Source organism: Cupriavidus sp. FW305-27 (assembly GCF_058787995.1).
Genome location: NZ_JBYTAG010000017.1, coordinates 24,874 through 40,838, shown reverse-complemented (window position 1 = coordinate 40,838; position 15,965 = coordinate 24,874). Strand labels below are relative to the sequence as shown.

Genomic DNA, 15,965 nt, shown 5'->3' with positions numbered 1-15,965 from the left:
GTCTGCAGTCTTGAGTCGTGTCTCCTGGTCTGGTGGATTCCGGTCGGGCAGGCTCCTTGGCGAGGGTTGTGGAAGGGGGAAGGTTCAGGCGTGGTCGAGCAGCTTCAGCCGCTGCACCTTGCCGGACGGGCCGCGCGGCAGCTCGGCGATAAAGCGGAACTCCTTCGGCGTCTTGTAACGGCCCAGCTCGCGCAGGCAATGCGCGCGCAGCGCCGCGTCATCGCAGCGCGCGGCCTCGCGCATGACCACGTAGGCAACGATCTCCTGCCCGTAGGCCGGGTCCGGCACGCCTACCGCCGCGGCTTCGAGCACGCCCGGATGGCGCAGCAGCGCCTCGTCGATCTCGCGCGGGGCGATGTTCTCGCCGCCCTTGATGATCAGTTCCTTGGCGCGCCCGCTGATGTAGAAATAGCCATCGGCGTCGCGGTAGCCGAGATCGCCCGTGCGCAGCCAGCCATCGTGCGTAAAGGCCTCGCGCGTGATGTCCGGCGCCTTGTAGTAGCCCGCCATCACGCTCTCGCCCTGCAGCACGATCTCGCCGACCTGTCCGTCAGGAGCCGGCTTGCCGTCGCGCCCGAGCACGCGTGCGCGCGTGCCAGATGGCCTGCCGATGCTGCCGATGCGCCGCTGGCCCGGGTCGAGCGGATTGCTGAACGCCGGTGCGGCAGTCTCGGTCATGCCCATGGTCTCGATCACGCCGATGCCGAAGCGCGCCTCGAAGGCGCGGTGATGCTCGGGCGGCAGCGCGGCCGAGGCCGAGCGGCAGAAGCGCACGCCGGCCGGGGCCTGGCCGTGCGGATCGTTCAGCAGGTAGGCGATGATGGTCGGCACCACGTTCAGCCAGGTGCATCCGTGGCGCGCGCTGTCCTGCCAGAACGCGCTGGCGGAAAAGCGCATCGGCATCACCACCGAGCCGCCGTGCACCAGCGGCGCGATCGCGGTCACGACCAGGCCGTTGATGTGATACAGCGGCAGCGTCGCCAGCACCCGGTCGGCCGGCCCGAGGCAGTGCTCGCGGCTGACGTTGGTGCCGTTGGCCACCAGGTTGCGCTGCGTCAGCAGCACGCCTTTGGGCGTGCCGGTGGTGCCAGACGTGTACATGAGCAGCGCGGGCGCGTCAGGCTGCGGTGCGGGCAGTGGCGACGCAGCATCATGCGTGGCAGGCAGTGCCGGCAGGCTGTTGGCATCGGGCGCGGTGACGAGCACCGGCACGTCCAGTCCGGCCTCGCGCAGGGCCTCGCGGATGGCGGCTTCTCCGTCGGGCCAGGTGAAGACCAGCCTCGTATCCGAGTGCGCCAGGATGTAGCGCAGCTGCGCCGGCTGGCACAGCAGGTTGATCGGATTGACCACCAGCCCGCAGGCCATGGTGCCGAGCAGGAGCCGCGCGGTCTGCTCGCCGTTGGGCAGGTACACCGACACCGTCTGGCCGCTGCCCAGGCCGGCTGCCGCATAGCTGCGGCCGAGCGTGCCGGCGTCCGTCGCCAGCGCGCCGAAAGTGAGCGCATGGCCGCTGTCCGGGGACAACAGGTAGGGCTTGTCGGGCCACTGCGCGGCGCGCACGGCAATCAGCGCGGCAAGCGTGTCGAACACTTCGGGTTCCGTGCGCGCGTTCATTTGCCGACCCTCGCGAAGTAGTCGCCCAGCAGGTCCGCTTCATCGGGCACGTGCTCGGCGATGGGCACGGCGATGCGGGTGATATTCAGGTATTGGCGCCAGCCGAGGTTGTCCGAGAAGTTGTTGCCGCCCCAGGTGCCGCAGCCCATCGACAACGAGAACGGCAGGCCGTTGTCGAAATTCCCGCCGGTGGCGAAGCAGTGCGCCTGGTTCACGATCACGCGCGCCACCGGCAGCTCTTGTCCAAGCTGCAGCGCATGGCGCGGGTTGGACGAATGCAGGCTGACCGAATGCCCGGCGCCCATATAGGCGTACAGGCTCGCCACGCGCTCGACCGCCGCCGCGAAGTCGGTCGCGCGGTAGAGCGTCAGCACGGGCGAGAGCTTCTCGCCGGAGAAGGGGTAGTCGCTGCCGACACCGGTTTCCTCCACCAGCAGCATCGCGGGCTGCAGCGCGCGCACGCGTTCCAGCCCGGCGAGCTCGGCAATGCGGGTCGCGCTCTGTCCCGTGAAGCTGCCGGCGAGCTTGGCGTCGCGCCACATCAGCGCCTGCAGCCGCGCTTTCTCCGAAGCCGTGAGCAGCACGCCGCCGACCGCCGCCAAGGCGTCGAGCATGGGCGTGTAGACCGCGTCGACTACGACCAGGCTGTTCTCCGAAGAGCAACTGGTGGCATTGTCGAAGGTCTTGGAGCGCGCCACCTTGGCTGCCGCGTCATCCAGCGTGGCGCTGGCGTCGATGATCGATGCCACATTGCCGGCGCCCACGCCGAAGGCCGGCGTGCCGCAGGTGTAGGCCATGCGCACGTTGGCCTGCGAGCCGGTCGCGACCACCAGGTCGGCCTGCCGCATGAGCTCCGCCGTCGCGGTCTTCGAGACCGGCGCGGGCAGCATCTGGACCAGGTCGGCGGGCAGGCCGGCGCGCGCAAACTCGGCGTGGATGAACGACAGCAGCAGCGCGCAGGTGTCCTGCCCCTTCGGCGACGGCGCCAAGATCACGCTGTTGCCGCACTTGAGCGCGTTGATGATCTTGTTGGCCGGCGTGGCCGCAGGATTGGTCGAAGGCGTAATGGCCGCCACCACGCCCACGGGCCGCGCGATCTCGGTGATGCCGGCTGCCGCATCCTGCGCGATCACGCCCACCGTCCTGCGGCCATGCAGGTCGCGCAGCAGGCCCAGCGTCTTGCGGTGGTTCTTGCGGATCTTGTCGTCGACATTGCCCAGCCCGGTGTCGGCGACGGCACGCTCGGCCAACTGGCGGTTGCGCGCGGGCTCCATGATGGCCCACGCGGCAGCGGCGACTGCCGTGTCGACGGTGGCCTGGTCGGCACGCGCGAACTCGCGCTGCGCCTGCCTGGCCCGGGCCACGACCGCAGTGACGGCTTCAGCCGCGGCTTGCGCTGGCTGCACGGGCAGGGATGCCGTCGGTAGGGGCAAATCGGAATTGTTGGACTGCCGGCGATGCAGTATTTGCACACTCATGGATTCGACTCCGCGGTTTGGACGGTTAGGGCCGCCGCGCTTTGTCGTGCACTTCGCGGCACCGTCGGCGGCCCTGGATCGAATCTAGTGAAGCGGGGCAGACAGGCCGTCCCAATTTGTGCGCTTTCGCGAGCGCGCAGCCGGGGTGCGATCGAGAATTCAGTTTTCGGGACGGCCATGCGTCCCGGAATCCTTTAAATTTGATCCATGAGCAATCATTCGAATGCCGCCGCCGTGCGCGCCTTCCGCATTCTCGAGATCCTGTCCGCGGCCGACGGACCGCTGTCGCTGGCGGCCATCGTGCAGGCGATCGAGCTGCCGAAGCAGACCGTCCACCGCATCCTCAAGCAGCTTGAAAGCACTTGGCTGGTGTCGCGCACTGCCGGCAACCGCCACTACGAGTGCTCGTCGCGCGTGCGGCAGCTGGCCGTCAATGTGCTGATGCAGGCAGGTCCGGCGGCGGCGCGCCATGCGATCCTGCAGCAGCTGGTCGACAAGATCGGTGAGACCTGCAACCTGACCATGCTGTCCGGCGACGACGTGGTCTACCTGGACCGCGTGGAAACGCAATGGCCGCTGCGCATGCACCTGCAGCCGGGCTCGCGGGTGCCGCTGCACTGCACCGCCAGCGGCAAGCTGCTGCTGGCGTTCCTGCCGAGCGCGCAGCGCCAGCGCCTGGTCGCCAGCCTGCCGCTGCGCGCGCATTCGGCGCACACCATTACCAATGCCGAGGCCTTGCACGCGGAACTGGCCGAGACACGGCAGCGGCGCCTGGGGGTCAACAATCAGGAAAACCTGGAAGGCATGATCGCGGTCGCGGTGCCGGTGATGCGCAACCGGAGCCGCGCCTGCGCGGCGATTGCCGTGCAGGTGCCGATGGCGCGCATGACGATGGACCAGCTGATGGGATTCGTGCCGGACCTGCGCCTGGCAGCGGACGAGATGGTGAAGACGTTCTGCGAATAGGCCGTGAGGGCGGTGTGGTCCCTCTCCCGCAAGCGGGAGAGGGAGCACACGATCGCGCAGCGAGCGCCCGTTGTTCAGGCCCCGGGAGTTGCCGGCGCGGTCGGATCTACCCCCGGCGGCGTCACGTTGAAGCAGCCCCGGTACGTCGCATAGAACGAGCAGTACAGGATCGCCAGCATCAGCAGCGAATATGGCGTGACCAGGAACGACAGCACCGTCTCCGCGCCGAAGGCGCTGAACACCGCCTCCAGGAAGAACGGGATCGCCACCAGCAGCATCGCGAACAGCACCGCGTAGGTGAGGAAGGCGCCGCGGTTGCGCCAGCACGCGGTCCAGCTGAAGAACAGTGCCTTGACCGGCGGCACGCCGTGCCAGGCTGCCAGCAGCGGCGCGAACCAGAACATCATCGCGATCGGCGTGTACAGCAGCGCGCCGATCAGCATGGCGTAGTACAGCTGGCGCACCGCTTCGGCGGTCGGCGCTTCTTCCTTCAGCACGATCGGCACCAGCGCGCTCATGTCGACCACCGAGCCGGCGATCAGCCCCAGCATGAACACCAGCCCGGCGTAGATGCCGCCCAGCACCAGCAGGTTGCGCGTGGCTTCCTTGCCGTTGGCGCGGAAACCCGCCAGCAGCACGGTGGGCATCACCCGCTTGTTCTGGATCACGTCGCGGCATGCGGTCATCACGCCGACCGACAGGCCGGGGGTGACCACCAGCAGCGCGATGATGCCGATCAGCGGCACCACGATGGCCAGCTGCGCGGCGATCAGGTAGACGAACAGCAGCATCAGGAAGGTCAGCGGGTTCTTGCGGAACAGCCAGATGCCCTGGCGGAACCAGGTGTAGCCTTCCTTGGCAGGGACTTCCAGTAGTTGCATACGGATCAGATCCAGGGGAGCGGGGCGCTTGCAGGGTCCGCGCCGATGCGCCGGCGCAGGATGCGTTCGAAATGGGTCGGGTCGTGCGGTTGCAGCATGTCGGCCTCGCGCGGCAGGTAGAAGTCCCACAGTCGCGATACCCAGAAGCGCAGCGCACCCGCGCGCAGCATGTCCTGCCAGCGCGCGGCCTCGGTGGCGGTCAGCGGCCTCACGGCATGATAAGCCCGCAGCAGGGCCTGCGTGCGCGCGGGGTCGAGTTCGCCGCTGGCCAGGTCGATGCACCAGTCGTTGACGGTGACTGCCACATCGAACAGCCACTTGTCGTTGCCGGCGAAGTAGAAGTCGAAAAAGCCGCCCAGGCGGTGGCGTCCGCTGCCGTCTTCCTCGAACAGCGCGTTGTCGCGGAACAGGTCGCAGTGGCACGGGCCCGAGCCCAGGCCGGCGTAGTCCGTGCTGGCGAAGAAGGCGGCCTGGTGGGCGATCTCCTGCTGCAGCAGCGCGCGCTGGCCGGCATCCAGGAAGGGCAGGATCTCAGGCTCGGTCTGCCGCCACCAGGGCAGGCTGCGCAGGTTGGGCTGCTGGCGCGGATAGTCCTGGCCGGCCAGGTGCATGCGTGCCAGCATGTCGCCCACTTCAGCGCAGTGCTGCGCGTCGGGCGCCAGTTGCGATGCGCCCGGCAGGCGCGTGACGATGGTGGCGGGCTTGCCCTTGAGCGGGCGCAGGATCTCGCCGTCGCGTGCCGGGATCGGCGCGGGCACGCGGATGCCGCGCTCGGCCAGGTGCGCCATCAGGTGCAGGTAGTACGGCAGCTGCGCGAACGTGAGCCGCTCGAAAATGGTCAGCACATACTGGCGCGTCTGGCCATCGTGCTCCGTGGTGAGGAAGAAATTGCTGTTCTCGATGCCCGAGGCGATGCCGCGCAGCTCGCGCACTTCGCCAAGGTTGAAATCCAGCAGCCAGCGGGCGATCTCGTCCTGCGAGACCGTGGTGAATACGGCCATACTCGTTGTGTGAAGCGAATCGGAAAGCGGCGGGCACCGGTTCCGGACAAAGTCCGGGCCGCCGCCGCGGCATGACACTGCCGGAGGGCCGGCGCGGCCTGGGGCTTACGCCAGGCCGTGGGCAAGCGAACTCAGAACTTCAGGTTGACCGAAGGCACGCGGTTGACATCGTGCTCGCGGATCTTGGGCGAGCTGTCTTCCGGCTTGCTCATCTCGTATTTAGTGCCGAAACCCGACCTGACCTGGATATCGGTGGCCCGTCCCTTGTCGCGGTACTCGCGCACCTGGGTGCCATCGCGTTCATTGAGCTGGAAGCTCGGCTGGCGCGGCTGGTTCAGTTGCGACTTGGCCGTCGGGGCGATCGGCTGGTTGTTGATCTGGTTCAGCTCCTGCTGCGTCAGCGCATTGCTTTCCTGCGCGACGGCCCAGCCGGAAGCCAGCGCCAGCGCGGCGGCGGCCACGGCGGCGAGGCTGGACACGGACCGCCTGGCAGGCGATTCAGGCTCGCCGGCCACGGCGGAAGACCGCGTGGGCCGGACCGAGCGGGCGGTGGAGGGGGAGGTCATCAGGTGCTCCTGTGCGGGGCTGCGGCGCAGCTTGCGCGCAACCCCGCGGCATGCAGCGGTTGGACTGCAACCCGGCGGCGCCGGGCTTGGCAGACGGACAGGTTCCATTCTAGCAATTCCTGCCGTGCGCAGGCCGCTGCCGTGCCCCGGGGGGCACCTGCGCAACGGGCGCCGGGTGCCGGGTACGTGGCTTGGCGCCGCGCGCCCCGGCGTCCATGCCTTACAGGTAAAACATCTCTTCCTTGGGCGGAATCGGCTTGTCGCCGCCGCGCTGCTCGTAGTAGTCGTAGACCGCTTCCAGCACTTCGTGCGGTTCGTCGACGATCTTCATCAGGTCCAGGTCGTGCTCGGCGATCAGGCCCATCGGCAGCAGCGTGAAGCGGAACCAGTCCAGCAGGCCCTTCCAGAAGCGGCTGCCGAACATGATCACCGGCACCGAGCGCGACTTGCCGGTCTGCACCAGCGTCAGCACCTCGGCCAGCTCGTCGAGCGTGCCGAAGCCGCCCGGCATCACGATAAAGGCGTCCGAATTCTTGACGAAGGTGACCTTGCGCGTGAAGAAGTGGCGAAAGCGCATGGCAATGTCCTGGTACGGATTGCCCTGCTGCTCGTGCGGCAGTTCGATGTTCAGGCCGACGCTGGCGGACTTGCCGGCATGCGCGCCCTTGTTGGCCGCTTCCATGATGCCGGGGCCGCCGCCGGAGATCACGGCAAAGCCGGCGTCCGAAAACAGCCGGGCGATCTCGATGGTGCGCTGGTAGTACGGCGAATCCTCGCGCAGGCGCGCGCTGCCGTAGATCGACACGGCCGGGCGGATCTCGGAGAGGTACTCGGTGGCCTCGATGAACTCTGCCATAATCGTGAACATTTGCCACGAGGCGCGCGCCTTCTTTGCGGTAGCGCGGTCTTCGTCGGCCAGCGCACGCAGGCTGGGGATCATCTTGCGCGGATTGGCGCGCGCGGCCGCAGCAGCGGCCTTTTCAGCAGCAACTTCGGGCGGATTGCCCGCGGCAGCAGCATCGGCCGCCGCGGCGATGGCCGCGGCGTGCTCGGAAGCAGCCTCCGGCGGGGGTTGTACGGTATCGCCGGAAATGTCGGAAACATCCGGGTCAGCAAGGGGGGCGGTCGAGGCACCGCCTGCAGCGGCACCAGTCAATTTTGAGTCCATGGGAATGTCGGATAGTCCAAAAACACTCTTGCTCGTCGATGGATCGAGCTATCTGTATCGCGCTTATCACGCTCTGCCGGACCTGAGGAATGGGGAGGGTCTGCCCACAGGGGCAATCTACGGCATGATCAACATGCTGCGCAAGTTGCGCAACGACTACCCGGCAGAGTATAGCGCCTGCGTGTTCGACGCCAAGGGCAAGACCTTCCGCGACGACATGTATCCGGCCTACAAGGAACATCGCCCGTCGATGCCGGAAGACCTGGCGCGCCAGATCGAGCCGATCCATGAGGCCGTGCGCGCCATGGGCTGGCCGATCGTGGTGGTTGATGGCGTGGAGGCCGACGACGTGATCGGCACGCTGTCGCGCCAGGCCACGGAGCAGGGCGTGCGCACGGTGGTGTCCACCGGCGACAAGGACCTGGCGCAGCTGGTCAACAACCAGGTCACGCTGGTCAATACCATGAGCGGCGAGGTGCTCGATCCCCCTGGCGTGGTTGCCAAGTTCGGCGTGCCGCCCGAGCGCATCATCGACTACCTGTCGCTGATCGGTGATGCGGTCGACAACGTGCCGGGCGTGCCCAAGGTGGGCCCCAAGACCGCGGTCAAATGGCTGGCCGAGCATGGCTCGCTCGACGGCGTGATCGCCGCCGCCCCCGGCATCAAGGGCGTGGTCGGCGAGAACCTGCGCAATACGCTGGACTGGCTGCCGATGGCGCGCCAGCTGGTCACGGTCAAGACCGACTGCGACCTCTCCGCCGCGGTGGCGGACTTCCACGCGCTGCGTGAAACGGGCGAGGACAAGGACAAGCTGGTGGCGTTTTTCTCGCGCTACGGCTTCAAGACCTGGCTGCGCGAAGCGACCGGCGAAAGCCTGCCCGATGCCCGCGCCCGCGCGGCCGCCGCGCCGGCGCAAGGCGGCCTGTTCGATGTGTCGGCCACGGCCGGCGCAGCCGAGGCACCGGCAGCGGACCAGGCCGCGCCGACCGAGATCCGCTACGACACGGTCAGCACCGAAGCCCAGCTGGATGACTGGATGCGGCGCATCGAGGCCGCGCCGCTGGTGGCGATCGACACCGAGACCACCTCGCTGGACCCGATGCAGGCGCAGCTGGTCGGCATCTCGCTGTCGGTCGAGCCGGGCGTGGCCTGCTATATCCCGGTGGCGCACCGTGGCCCGGACGTGGCCGGGCTGCCCGACCACGGCCAGCTGTCGCGCGAGTTCGTGCTGGGGCGCATGCGTGCGTGGCTGGAGGATGCTGGCCGCCCGAAGCTGGGCCAGAACCTCAAGTACGACGTCCATGTCTTTGCCAACCATGGCGTGAAGCTGCGCGGCGTGGCGCACGACACCATGCTGCAGAGCTACGTGCTGGCCTCGCACCGCAACCATGGCATGGACAGCCTGGCCGAGCGCCTGCTGAGCCTGAAGACCATCACCTATGAAGAGGTGTGCGGCAAGGGCGCCAGCCAGATCGGCTTCGACCAGATCGACCTGGCGCGCGCCACCGAATACGCTGCCGAAGACGCCGACGTGACTCTGCGCCTGCACCGCAAGATGTTCCCGCAGGTGGAAGCCGCGGCGGGCCTGCGCCGCGTGTATGAAGAGATCGAGATGCCGGTCTCGGTGGTGCTGCAGAAGGTCGAGCGCAACGGCGTGCTGATCGATGCCGAACGCCTGGCCGCGCAGAGCGCCGAGCTGGGCCAGCGCATGCTGGCGCTGGAGCAGGCCGCCTACGAGGCCGCCGGCCAGCCCTTCAACCTGGGCTCGCCCAAGCAGATCGGCGAGATCCTGTTCAGCCAGATGAAGCTGCCGGTGGTGAAGAAGACCGCCAGCGGCGCGCCCTCGACCGACGAAGAGGTGCTGCAGAAGCTGGCCGAGGACTACCCGCTGCCCAAGCTGCTGCTGGACTACCGCGGCCTGGCCAAGCTCAAGTCCACCTATACCGACAAGCTGCCCAAGATGGTCAACCCGCAAACCGGCCGCGTGCACACCAGCTACGGCCAGGCCACCGCGGTGACCGGCCGGCTGGCGTCGACCGAGCCCAACCTGCAGAACATCCCGGTGCGCACCGAGGAGGGCCGCCGCATCCGCGAAGCCTTTATCGCCGAGCCCGGCAGCGTGATCGTGTCGGCCGACTACTCGCAGATCGAGCTGCGCATCATGGCCCATATCTCGGGCGACGAGAACCTGCTGCGCGCCTTTGCCAACGGCGAGGACATCCACCGCGCCACGGCCGGCGAGATCTTCGGCGTGGAGCGCGAGGCCGTCAGCAGCGAGCAGCGCCGCTACGCCAAGGTGATCAACTTCGGCCTGATCTACGGCATGAGCGCGTTCGGCCTGGCCGGCAACCTGGGTATCGAGCGCGAGGCCGCAAAGCACTACATCGACCGTTATTTCATGCGCTACCCGGGCGTGGCCCACTACATGGAAGAGACCCGGCAGACCGCGCGCGAGCAAGGCTATGTCGAGACCGTGTTCGGCCGCCGGCTGTGGCTGCCCGACATCAACGGCGGCAGCGGCCCGCGCCGGCAGGCCGCCGAGCGCGCCGCCATCAACGCGCCGATGCAGGGCACCGCCGCCGACCTGATCAAGCTGTCGATGATCGCGGTGCAGGGCTGGCTGGAGCGCGACGGGCTGCAGACGCGCCAGATCATGCAGGTGCACGATGAACTGGTGCTGGAGGTGCCGGAGCATGAGCTGGAGCTGGTCAAGGTGCGGCTGCCGGAGCTGATGTGCTCGGTGGCGCAGCTGCGCGTGCCGCTGGTGGCCGAAGTGGGCAGTGGCGCCAACTGGGAAGAAGCGCACTGACGAGGCCGCCTGTCAGCCAGCCTGCGCCGCCCATGCGTTGTGGTATCGAATGAAGCGACTGCCGAGTCAGGCTTACCGGCTTGCCAGTTATGCTGCAATGCAGCAGACTGTGGCAAACGCCTCAGGCAAGAATTTACAAAAACGCATCAGGTAGACCATGACAGAAACAAGGACGCCTCGCATCGTTGTCGTCGGTGGGGGAGCAGGGGGGCTGGAACTGGTAACGAAGCTGGGCGACAAGCTCGGCCGCAAGGGGCAGGCGCAGGTGGTGCTGGTGGACCGCCTGCCCACCCACATCTGGAAGCCGCTGCTGCATGAAGTGGCAGCCGGCAGCATGGACCCCAACACGCACCAGCTGGAATACGCGGCGCAGGCGCGCTGGCATCACTTCGAGTTCCAGCTGGGCGAGCTGACCGGCATCGACCGCATCCGCAAGACCATCTCGGTCTCGGCCAGCTTCGACGAGGACGGCGCCGAACTGCTGCCGGCGCGCGAGCTGCCCTATGACACGCTGGTGCTGGCGATCGGCTGCGTCACGCATTTCTTCGGCGTGCCCGGCGCGGCCGAGAATGCCATCGCACTGGACGTCGTGGCGCAGGCCGAGCGCTTCCGCAAGCGCCTGATCGCGGCCTGCGTGCGGGCCCAGAACGGGCGCGGGCGCGTGGGCGCGGACGGCCGGCCGCGCGTTGACGTGGCCATCATTGGCGCGGGCGCCACCGGCGTGGAGCTGTCGGCCGAACTGCGCAACACCGCGCACGTGCTCAGCGCCTACGGCCTGCACCAGCTTGATCCGCGCCGCGATGTGCATATCCACGTGATCGAGGCCGGCCCGCGCATCCTGCCGGCGCTGTCCGAGCGGGTCTCGGTCGAGACCGCCAAGCTGCTGAAGAAGCTCGACGTCGATGTCCTGACCAGCGAGCGCGTGACCGAGGTCACGCCGCAGGCGGTGCTGACCGCCAGCGGCAAGCATATCGATGCCGACCTGACGGTATGGGCGGCGGGCATCACCGCGCCGCCGGTGCTGGCCACACTGGGGCTGCCGGTCAGCCGCCAGGGCCAGATCGTGGTCGGCCCGACGCTGCAGAGCGAGGGCGACCCGGACATCTTCGCCTTCGGCGACTGCGCCAGCTGCCCGTGGGCCGAGAAGCAGACCACGGTGCCGCCGCGCGCACAGGCCGCGCACCAGCAGGCCACCTTCCTCTACAGCGCGCTGCGCGCGCGGCTGGACGGGCGCCCGCTGCCGTCGTTCGCCTTCAAGGATCTCGGCTCGCTGGTGTCGCTGGGGCATTTCAGCGCAGTGGGCAGCCTGATGGGCGGGCTGATCGGCGGCTCGATGTTCATCGAAGGGCTGATGGCGCGCGTCATGTACACGTCGCTGTACCGGATGCATGTGATGGCGTTGCACGGCGCCGTGGGCATGGCGCTGGACACGGTTTCGCACTGGCTGCGCCGCAAGACCAGCCCGCGCGTCAAGCTGCACTGACGCGCGCCGGGCCGGGGCTTCCCGCGCTGCACCATGCCGCGCGGGCTGGTGGCGTGCGGGGGTGGCTGCAAGGCCGCCCCATGTTTTCTCCATGTCTGCTTAAAATCTGCCGCTGGCGCCGCATCCCGGCCCAGCCACCAACGATCCTGGAGACACGCATGCTCAAACCGGAAGTGGATAGCCTCGTCCCCGGCCAGACGTTCGACCGCCGCGGCTTTGTCAAGACGGCGCTGGGTTCCGCCTTTGCGGCGGCCGCGCTGCCGGTGATGGCCCAGCAGGCCATCAAGACCGACTTTGCCGGCCTGAGCGCCGGCGAGGTCACCATCCCCTCGGGCGGCTTCAGCATGCCGGCCTACCGCGCCCAGCCCGAAGGCAAGAAGAACCTGCCGGTGGTGCTGGTGGTCAGCGAGATCTTCGGCGTGCACGAGCATATCGCCGACGTGTGCCGGCGCTTTGCCAAGCTGGGCTACCTGGCGATCGGGCCGGAACTGTTCGCGCGCCAGGGCGATCCGCAGAGCTTCGGCACCATCCAGGAGCTGCAGCGCGAGGTGATTGCCAAGGTGCCTGACGCGCAGGTGATGGGCGACCTGGACGCCGCGGTGGCCTGGGCCGGTGCCAACGGCGGCGACGTGTCGCGCCTGGCCATCACCGGCTTCTGCTGGGGCGGGCGCATGACCTGGCTCTATGCAGCGCACAGCAAGCGCCTGAAGGCCGGCGTGGCCTGGTATGGCCAGCTGGCGCCCGAGCCGACCCCGCTCAAGCCGAAGAATCCCATCGACCTGGTCGGCCAGCTCCATGCCCCGGTACTCGGCCTGTATGGCGGCAAGGACACCGGCATCCCGCAGGAGCAGGTGGAGAGGATGAAGTCCGCGCTGGCGGCGTCGTCCGACCCGGACGCCAAGGCCTCGCGCTTTATCGTCTACCCCGAGTCCGGCCATGCCTTCCATGCCGATTACCGGCCCAGCTACCGTGAAGCCGATGCCAGGGATGGCTGGCAGAAGTGCCTGGACTGGTTCAGGCAGCACGGCGTGGCCTGATCCGGCCGTCCCGGCGCCGCGAGGCGCCTCTCGCCCGACAGCAGGATTGCAAAGTCCCGGCGGATACGTACAATGCGGCCTTTGAGTTATTGCAACATTGTTGCGTTAGCCGCCCGGCGCGATGCGGGCGGAACGGCGGGGCCGCCCGGTACCGCCACCCCGGGAGCCCATCATCCATTCGACGCTTTTGTATATCCTGCTCGCCGCCACGATCTCGGGGGTGGGCAGCATCTTCGGGGCGGCGCTGCTGTCGCTGACGGTGGCGTCCCGCGTGGTCGAGCGCATGGTGAGCTTTTCAGTGGGTGTGCTGCTGGCCACCGCGCTGCTGCATTCGCTGCCCGAGGCGTTCGAGTCCGGCGCCGACCCGCGCGCGCTGTTCGGCACGCTGCTGGCGGGGCTGCTCGGCTTCTTCCTGCTGGAAAAGATCTCGCTGCTGCGTCACTCGCACCACCACGAGGGCGACGGGCACCACCACCACCACGGCCATGACCGCGAGGAAGCGGGGCGCAGCGGCCTGACCATCCTGGTCGGCGACACCTTCCACAATTTTGCCGACGGCATCGTGATCGCGGCGGCCTTCCTGGCCGATCCGCATATCGGCGTGGTCACCGCGCTGGCGATCGCGGCGCACGAGATCCCGCAGGAAGTCGGCGACTTCATCGTGCTGCTCAATGCCGGCTTCTCCAAGGCCCGTGCCTTTGCCTTCAACCTGCTGTCGAGCCTGGCGGCCATCGCCGGCGGCGTGGTCGGGTATTTCCTGCTCGACCAGCTGAGCGGCTGGATTCCGTACGTGCTGGTGATTGCCGCCAGCAGCTTCCTCTATATCGCGGTCAGCGACCTGATGCCCCAGATGCAGCGCAAGCCGCGCTGGCGCGAGTCGGCGATCCAGGTGGTGCTGGTGGCCGCGGGCATCTCGGCGATCGTCTTCATCACCAACGGCGTGCACGAGAGCCACAGCCACGGCGGGCACGGCCATATTGCGCCCGCCGCGCCCATTGCCTCGTCACGCTGACTTCAGGCGGCCCCGGTAGCGACCGGGCGCGCCGGATCGGCGCACCATTCGCTCCATGATCCCGGGTACAGCGCCGCGCCGCCCAGGCCGGCCGCTTCCAGCGCCAGCAGGTTGTGGCAGGCCGTGACACCGGAGCCGCACTGCATCACTGCCTGCGCCGGGGCGCGCGCACCCAGCACTGCGCCGAATTCCGCGCGCAGGGTCTCGGCCGGCTTGAAGCGGCCGTCCGCGCCCAGGTTGTCCTTGAAGAAGCGGCTGACCGCGCCGGGGATATGGCCGCCAACCGGGTCCAGCGTCTCGTTCTCGCCGCGGAAGCGGTCGGGCGCGCGCGCATCCACCACCAGCAGCGAGGCGCGCTCGAGGTTGTCCACCAGCGCGGCGGCGTCGACGGTCGGCGCCAGCGACCTGCGGCGTTGGAACTTGCCGGGGAATTCCGGCTCTTCCGTGGCATCGTGTTCGAGCGGCAGGCCGGCCTTGACCCAGGCGTCCTTGCCGCCGTCGAGCACGGCCACGGCATCGTGGCCGAGCCAGCGCAACAGCCACCACAGCCGCGCGGCGAACATGCCGCCCTGCGCATCGTAGGCCACTACCGGGGTGTCGTCGTCCACGCCCAGCGCCTGCAGGCGCGCCACCAGGTCGTCGGCGTCGGGCAGGGGGTGGCGGCCGTTGCTGCCGGTCTTGGGGCCGGACAGCTCGTTGTCCAGGTGCAGGTAGAAGGCGCCGGGCAGGTGGCCGGCGCGGTAGGCCTCGCGGCCGGCGGCCGGGTCGGCCAGGTCGAAGCTGCAGTCGATCACGACGCAGCCGCCGGGGGTGGCCAGCAGCGATTGCAGCGCGGTGACGGAAATCAGCGGTTTCTGCATGGGAATCCTGTTGCGATCGATGGAAAGGGGTCTAGTTCACCAGGGGATGCTACACCTCGGGATGGACTTCCGCCTCCGGCGACTTGACCGGCGTGGCCGGCGTGGGCTTGGCATCGGTGCCCTGGCGCGCGCGCATCAGCGTGGTGGCGATGCCGCTGGCGATGATCAGCCCCATGCCCAGCCACGACAGCCAGTTCAGCCGGTCGGACCAGATCAGCATGCCCCACACGCTGGAAAAGACGATGCCGGCGTATTGCAGGTTGGCGGTCAGCAGCGTGTTGCCGCGCTTGTAGGCGCGCGTCATCGCGGTCTGGCCCAGCGTGGCCAGGATGCCGATGGCCAGCAGCAGGCCGGCGCCGTACCAGGTATGCGCGCTGACGCCGCCCAGCAGCATCCACACCAGCCCGGCGATCATGCCGACCAGCGAGAAATAGAACACGATGCGGCCCTCGGGCTCGCCCAGCTGGCCGAGCTGGCGCACCTCGACATAGGCCAGCGCCGTGAACATGCCCGAGATCAGTCCGACCAGGCCGCCGGTCAGCTGGTCCTTGCCGACCGAAGGCTGCAGCAGGCAGATCACGCCGGCAAAGGACAGCAGGATCGCCAGCACCAGGCGCCGGTCGGCATTGCCGCCGGTGCCGGCCAGCGCCGCGCCGGCGCCCAGGATCAGCGCGATCCACACCGGCGACATGTAGTTCAGCGTCATCGCGGTGGCCAGCGGCAGCAGCGAGATCGAGGTGAACCACAGCATCAGCGCGGTCACGCCGAACACGCTGCGCTTGATGTGCGACAGCATGTAGGGCGTGCGCACCGGGATCCCGCGCGAGGACAGCAGCACCCACATGATGACCACGCTGATCAGGCCGCGGTAGAAGACGATCTCGCCGGTGGTGTAGAGATCGGATGCCAGCTTGACGCCAACCCCCATCAACGAGAAGGCGAAGGCGGCGAACAGCATCCAGAGCGATTGCATGGCGAGGGGCGCGGTGAAGCGAAACGAAGCGGGAAGGAGAGGCGTCCGGCGCGCGGGCGGGCTTCGTGTCTGGCCTCGCGTCGCGCAAGCGGTGTGGCTGCCGGCACCGGACAATGA

The 15,965-nt window shown here is 68.3% G+C and carries 13 protein-coding genes; 5 read left to right on the top strand and 8 right to left on the bottom strand.

Annotated features, from left to right (window positions below; genetic code table 11):
• Nucleotides 1-84: 84 nt before the first annotated feature.
• Nucleotides 85-1,614, bottom strand: a complete 1,530-nt coding sequence (locus AC3WRI_RS10785; protein WP_439670831.1) for an acyl--CoA ligase — start codon at nucleotides 1,612-1,614, stop codon at nucleotides 85-87.
• Nucleotides 1,611-3,092, bottom strand: a complete 1,482-nt coding sequence (gene sauS / locus AC3WRI_RS10780; protein ID WP_058696659.1) for an acylating sulfoacetaldehyde dehydrogenase — start codon at nucleotides 3,090-3,092, stop codon at nucleotides 1,611-1,613. Before sauS ends, AC3WRI_RS10785 begins: the two co-directional genes overlap by 4 nt.
• A 207-nt stretch (nucleotides 3,093-3,299) precedes the next feature.
• On the opposite strand from sauS, the gene AC3WRI_RS10775 reads away from it, so the two are divergent.
• Nucleotides 3,300-4,058 (top strand): IclR family transcriptional regulator, encoded by a 759-nt coding sequence (locus tag AC3WRI_RS10775; protein WP_010813655.1) that lies wholly within the window; start codon nucleotides 3,300-3,302, stop codon nucleotides 4,056-4,058.
• Nucleotides 4,059-4,132: 74 nt separating this feature from the next.
• Here AC3WRI_RS10775 and AC3WRI_RS10770 read toward each other — a convergent pair whose 3' ends face one another.
• From AC3WRI_RS10770 to AC3WRI_RS10755, 4 genes are all read right to left on the bottom strand, one after another.
• Nucleotides 4,133-4,939 (bottom strand): BPSS1780 family membrane protein, encoded by an 807-nt coding sequence (locus AC3WRI_RS10770; protein ID WP_010813654.1) that lies wholly within the window; start codon nucleotides 4,937-4,939, stop codon nucleotides 4,133-4,135.
• Nucleotides 4,940-4,944: 5 nt separating this feature from the next.
• Nucleotides 4,945-5,940 carry a homoserine kinase gene (locus tag AC3WRI_RS10765; RefSeq protein ID WP_058696658.1) on the bottom strand — a complete coding sequence of 332 codons (996 nt, stop codon included), beginning with the start codon at nucleotides 5,938-5,940 and terminating at the stop codon, nucleotides 4,945-4,947.
• 131 nt (nucleotides 5,941-6,071) lie between these two features.
• Nucleotides 6,072-6,506 (bottom strand): membrane protein, encoded by a 435-nt coding sequence (locus tag AC3WRI_RS10760; protein ID WP_010813652.1) that lies wholly within the window; start codon nucleotides 6,504-6,506, stop codon nucleotides 6,072-6,074.
• A 220-nt stretch (nucleotides 6,507-6,726) separates the two neighbouring features.
• Nucleotides 6,727-7,674, bottom strand: coding sequence for an LOG family protein (locus AC3WRI_RS10755; RefSeq protein WP_011615808.1), 948 nt, complete (start codon nucleotides 7,672-7,674; stop codon nucleotides 6,727-6,729).
• Between the two features lie 4 nt (nucleotides 7,675-7,678).
• On the opposite strand from AC3WRI_RS10755, the gene polA reads away from it, so the two are divergent.
• From polA to AC3WRI_RS10735, 4 genes are all read left to right on the top strand, one after another.
• On the top strand, nucleotides 7,679-10,483 hold the full coding sequence (gene polA / locus AC3WRI_RS10750; protein ID WP_492293303.1) for a DNA polymerase I: 2,805 nt from the start codon (nucleotides 7,679-7,681) through the stop codon (nucleotides 10,481-10,483).
• A gap of 157 nt (nucleotides 10,484-10,640) precedes the next feature.
• A complete protein-coding gene (locus tag AC3WRI_RS10745; protein ID WP_058696656.1) occupies nucleotides 10,641-11,966 on the top strand; it encodes an NAD(P)/FAD-dependent oxidoreductase in 1,326 nt (441 codons plus the stop codon).
• Between the two features lie 158 nt (nucleotides 11,967-12,124).
• The gene (locus AC3WRI_RS10740; RefSeq protein ID WP_010813648.1) at nucleotides 12,125-13,003 is read left to right on the top strand and encodes a dienelactone hydrolase family protein; all 879 of its coding nucleotides are present in this window, start codon (nucleotides 12,125-12,127) and stop codon (nucleotides 13,001-13,003) included.
• 121 nt (nucleotides 13,004-13,124) lie between these two features.
• Nucleotides 13,125-14,015 carry a ZIP family metal transporter gene (locus tag AC3WRI_RS10735; protein WP_011615804.1) on the top strand — a complete coding sequence of 297 codons (891 nt, stop codon included), beginning with the start codon at nucleotides 13,125-13,127 and terminating at the stop codon, nucleotides 14,013-14,015.
• Nucleotides 14,016-14,017: 2 nt separating this feature from the next.
• Here the strand turns inward: AC3WRI_RS10735 and AC3WRI_RS10730 are convergent, their stop codons facing one another.
• On the bottom strand, nucleotides 14,018-14,875 hold the full coding sequence (locus AC3WRI_RS10730) for a sulfurtransferase (RefSeq protein WP_492293302.1): 858 nt from the start codon (nucleotides 14,873-14,875) through the stop codon (nucleotides 14,018-14,020).
• Between the two features lie 49 nt (nucleotides 14,876-14,924).
• Nucleotides 14,925-15,848, bottom strand: coding sequence for a DMT family transporter (locus tag AC3WRI_RS10725; RefSeq protein ID WP_010813645.1), 924 nt, complete (start codon nucleotides 15,846-15,848; stop codon nucleotides 14,925-14,927).
• Nucleotides 15,849-15,965 lie beyond the last annotated feature (117 nt).

What these genes read in the sequence shown, in the direction of transcription:
- sauS (WP_058696659.1), bottom strand. Translation starts at nt 3,092, where the DNA reads ATGAGTGTGCAAATACTGCATCGCCGGCAGTCCAACAATTCCGATTTG.
- AC3WRI_RS10725 (WP_010813645.1), bottom strand. Translation starts at nt 15,848, where the DNA reads ATGCAATCGCTCTGGATGCTGTTCGCCGCCTTCGCCTTCTCGTTGATG.
- polA (WP_492293303.1), top strand. Translation starts at nt 7,679, where the DNA reads ATGTCGGATAGTCCAAAAACACTCTTGCTCGTCGATGGATCGAGCTAT.
- AC3WRI_RS10760 (WP_010813652.1), bottom strand. Translation starts at nt 6,506, where the DNA reads ATGACCTCCCCCTCCACCGCCCGCTCGGTCCGGCCCACGCGGTCTTCC.
- AC3WRI_RS10740 (WP_010813648.1), top strand. Translation starts at nt 12,125, where the DNA reads ATGCTCAAACCGGAAGTGGATAGCCTCGTCCCCGGCCAGACGTTCGAC.
- AC3WRI_RS10735 (WP_011615804.1), top strand. Translation starts at nt 13,125, where the DNA reads ATGCGGGCGGAACGGCGGGGCCGCCCGGTACCGCCACCCCGGGAGCCC.
- AC3WRI_RS10785 (WP_439670831.1), bottom strand. Translation starts at nt 1,614, where the DNA reads ATGAACGCGCGCACGGAACCCGAAGTGTTCGACACGCTTGCCGCGCTG.
- AC3WRI_RS10770 (WP_010813654.1), bottom strand. Translation starts at nt 4,939, where the DNA reads ATGCAACTACTGGAAGTCCCTGCCAAGGAAGGCTACACCTGGTTCCGC.
- AC3WRI_RS10745 (WP_058696656.1), top strand. Translation starts at nt 10,641, where the DNA reads ATGACAGAAACAAGGACGCCTCGCATCGTTGTCGTCGGTGGGGGAGCA.
- AC3WRI_RS10775 (WP_010813655.1), top strand. Translation starts at nt 3,300, where the DNA reads ATGAGCAATCATTCGAATGCCGCCGCCGTGCGCGCCTTCCGCATTCTC.
- AC3WRI_RS10730 (WP_492293302.1), bottom strand. Translation starts at nt 14,875, where the DNA reads ATGCAGAAACCGCTGATTTCCGTCACCGCGCTGCAATCGCTGCTGGCC.
- AC3WRI_RS10765 (WP_058696658.1), bottom strand. Translation starts at nt 5,940, where the DNA reads ATGGCCGTATTCACCACGGTCTCGCAGGACGAGATCGCCCGCTGGCTG.
- AC3WRI_RS10755 (WP_011615808.1), bottom strand. Translation starts at nt 7,674, where the DNA reads ATGGACTCAAAATTGACTGGTGCCGCTGCAGGCGGTGCCTCGACCGCC.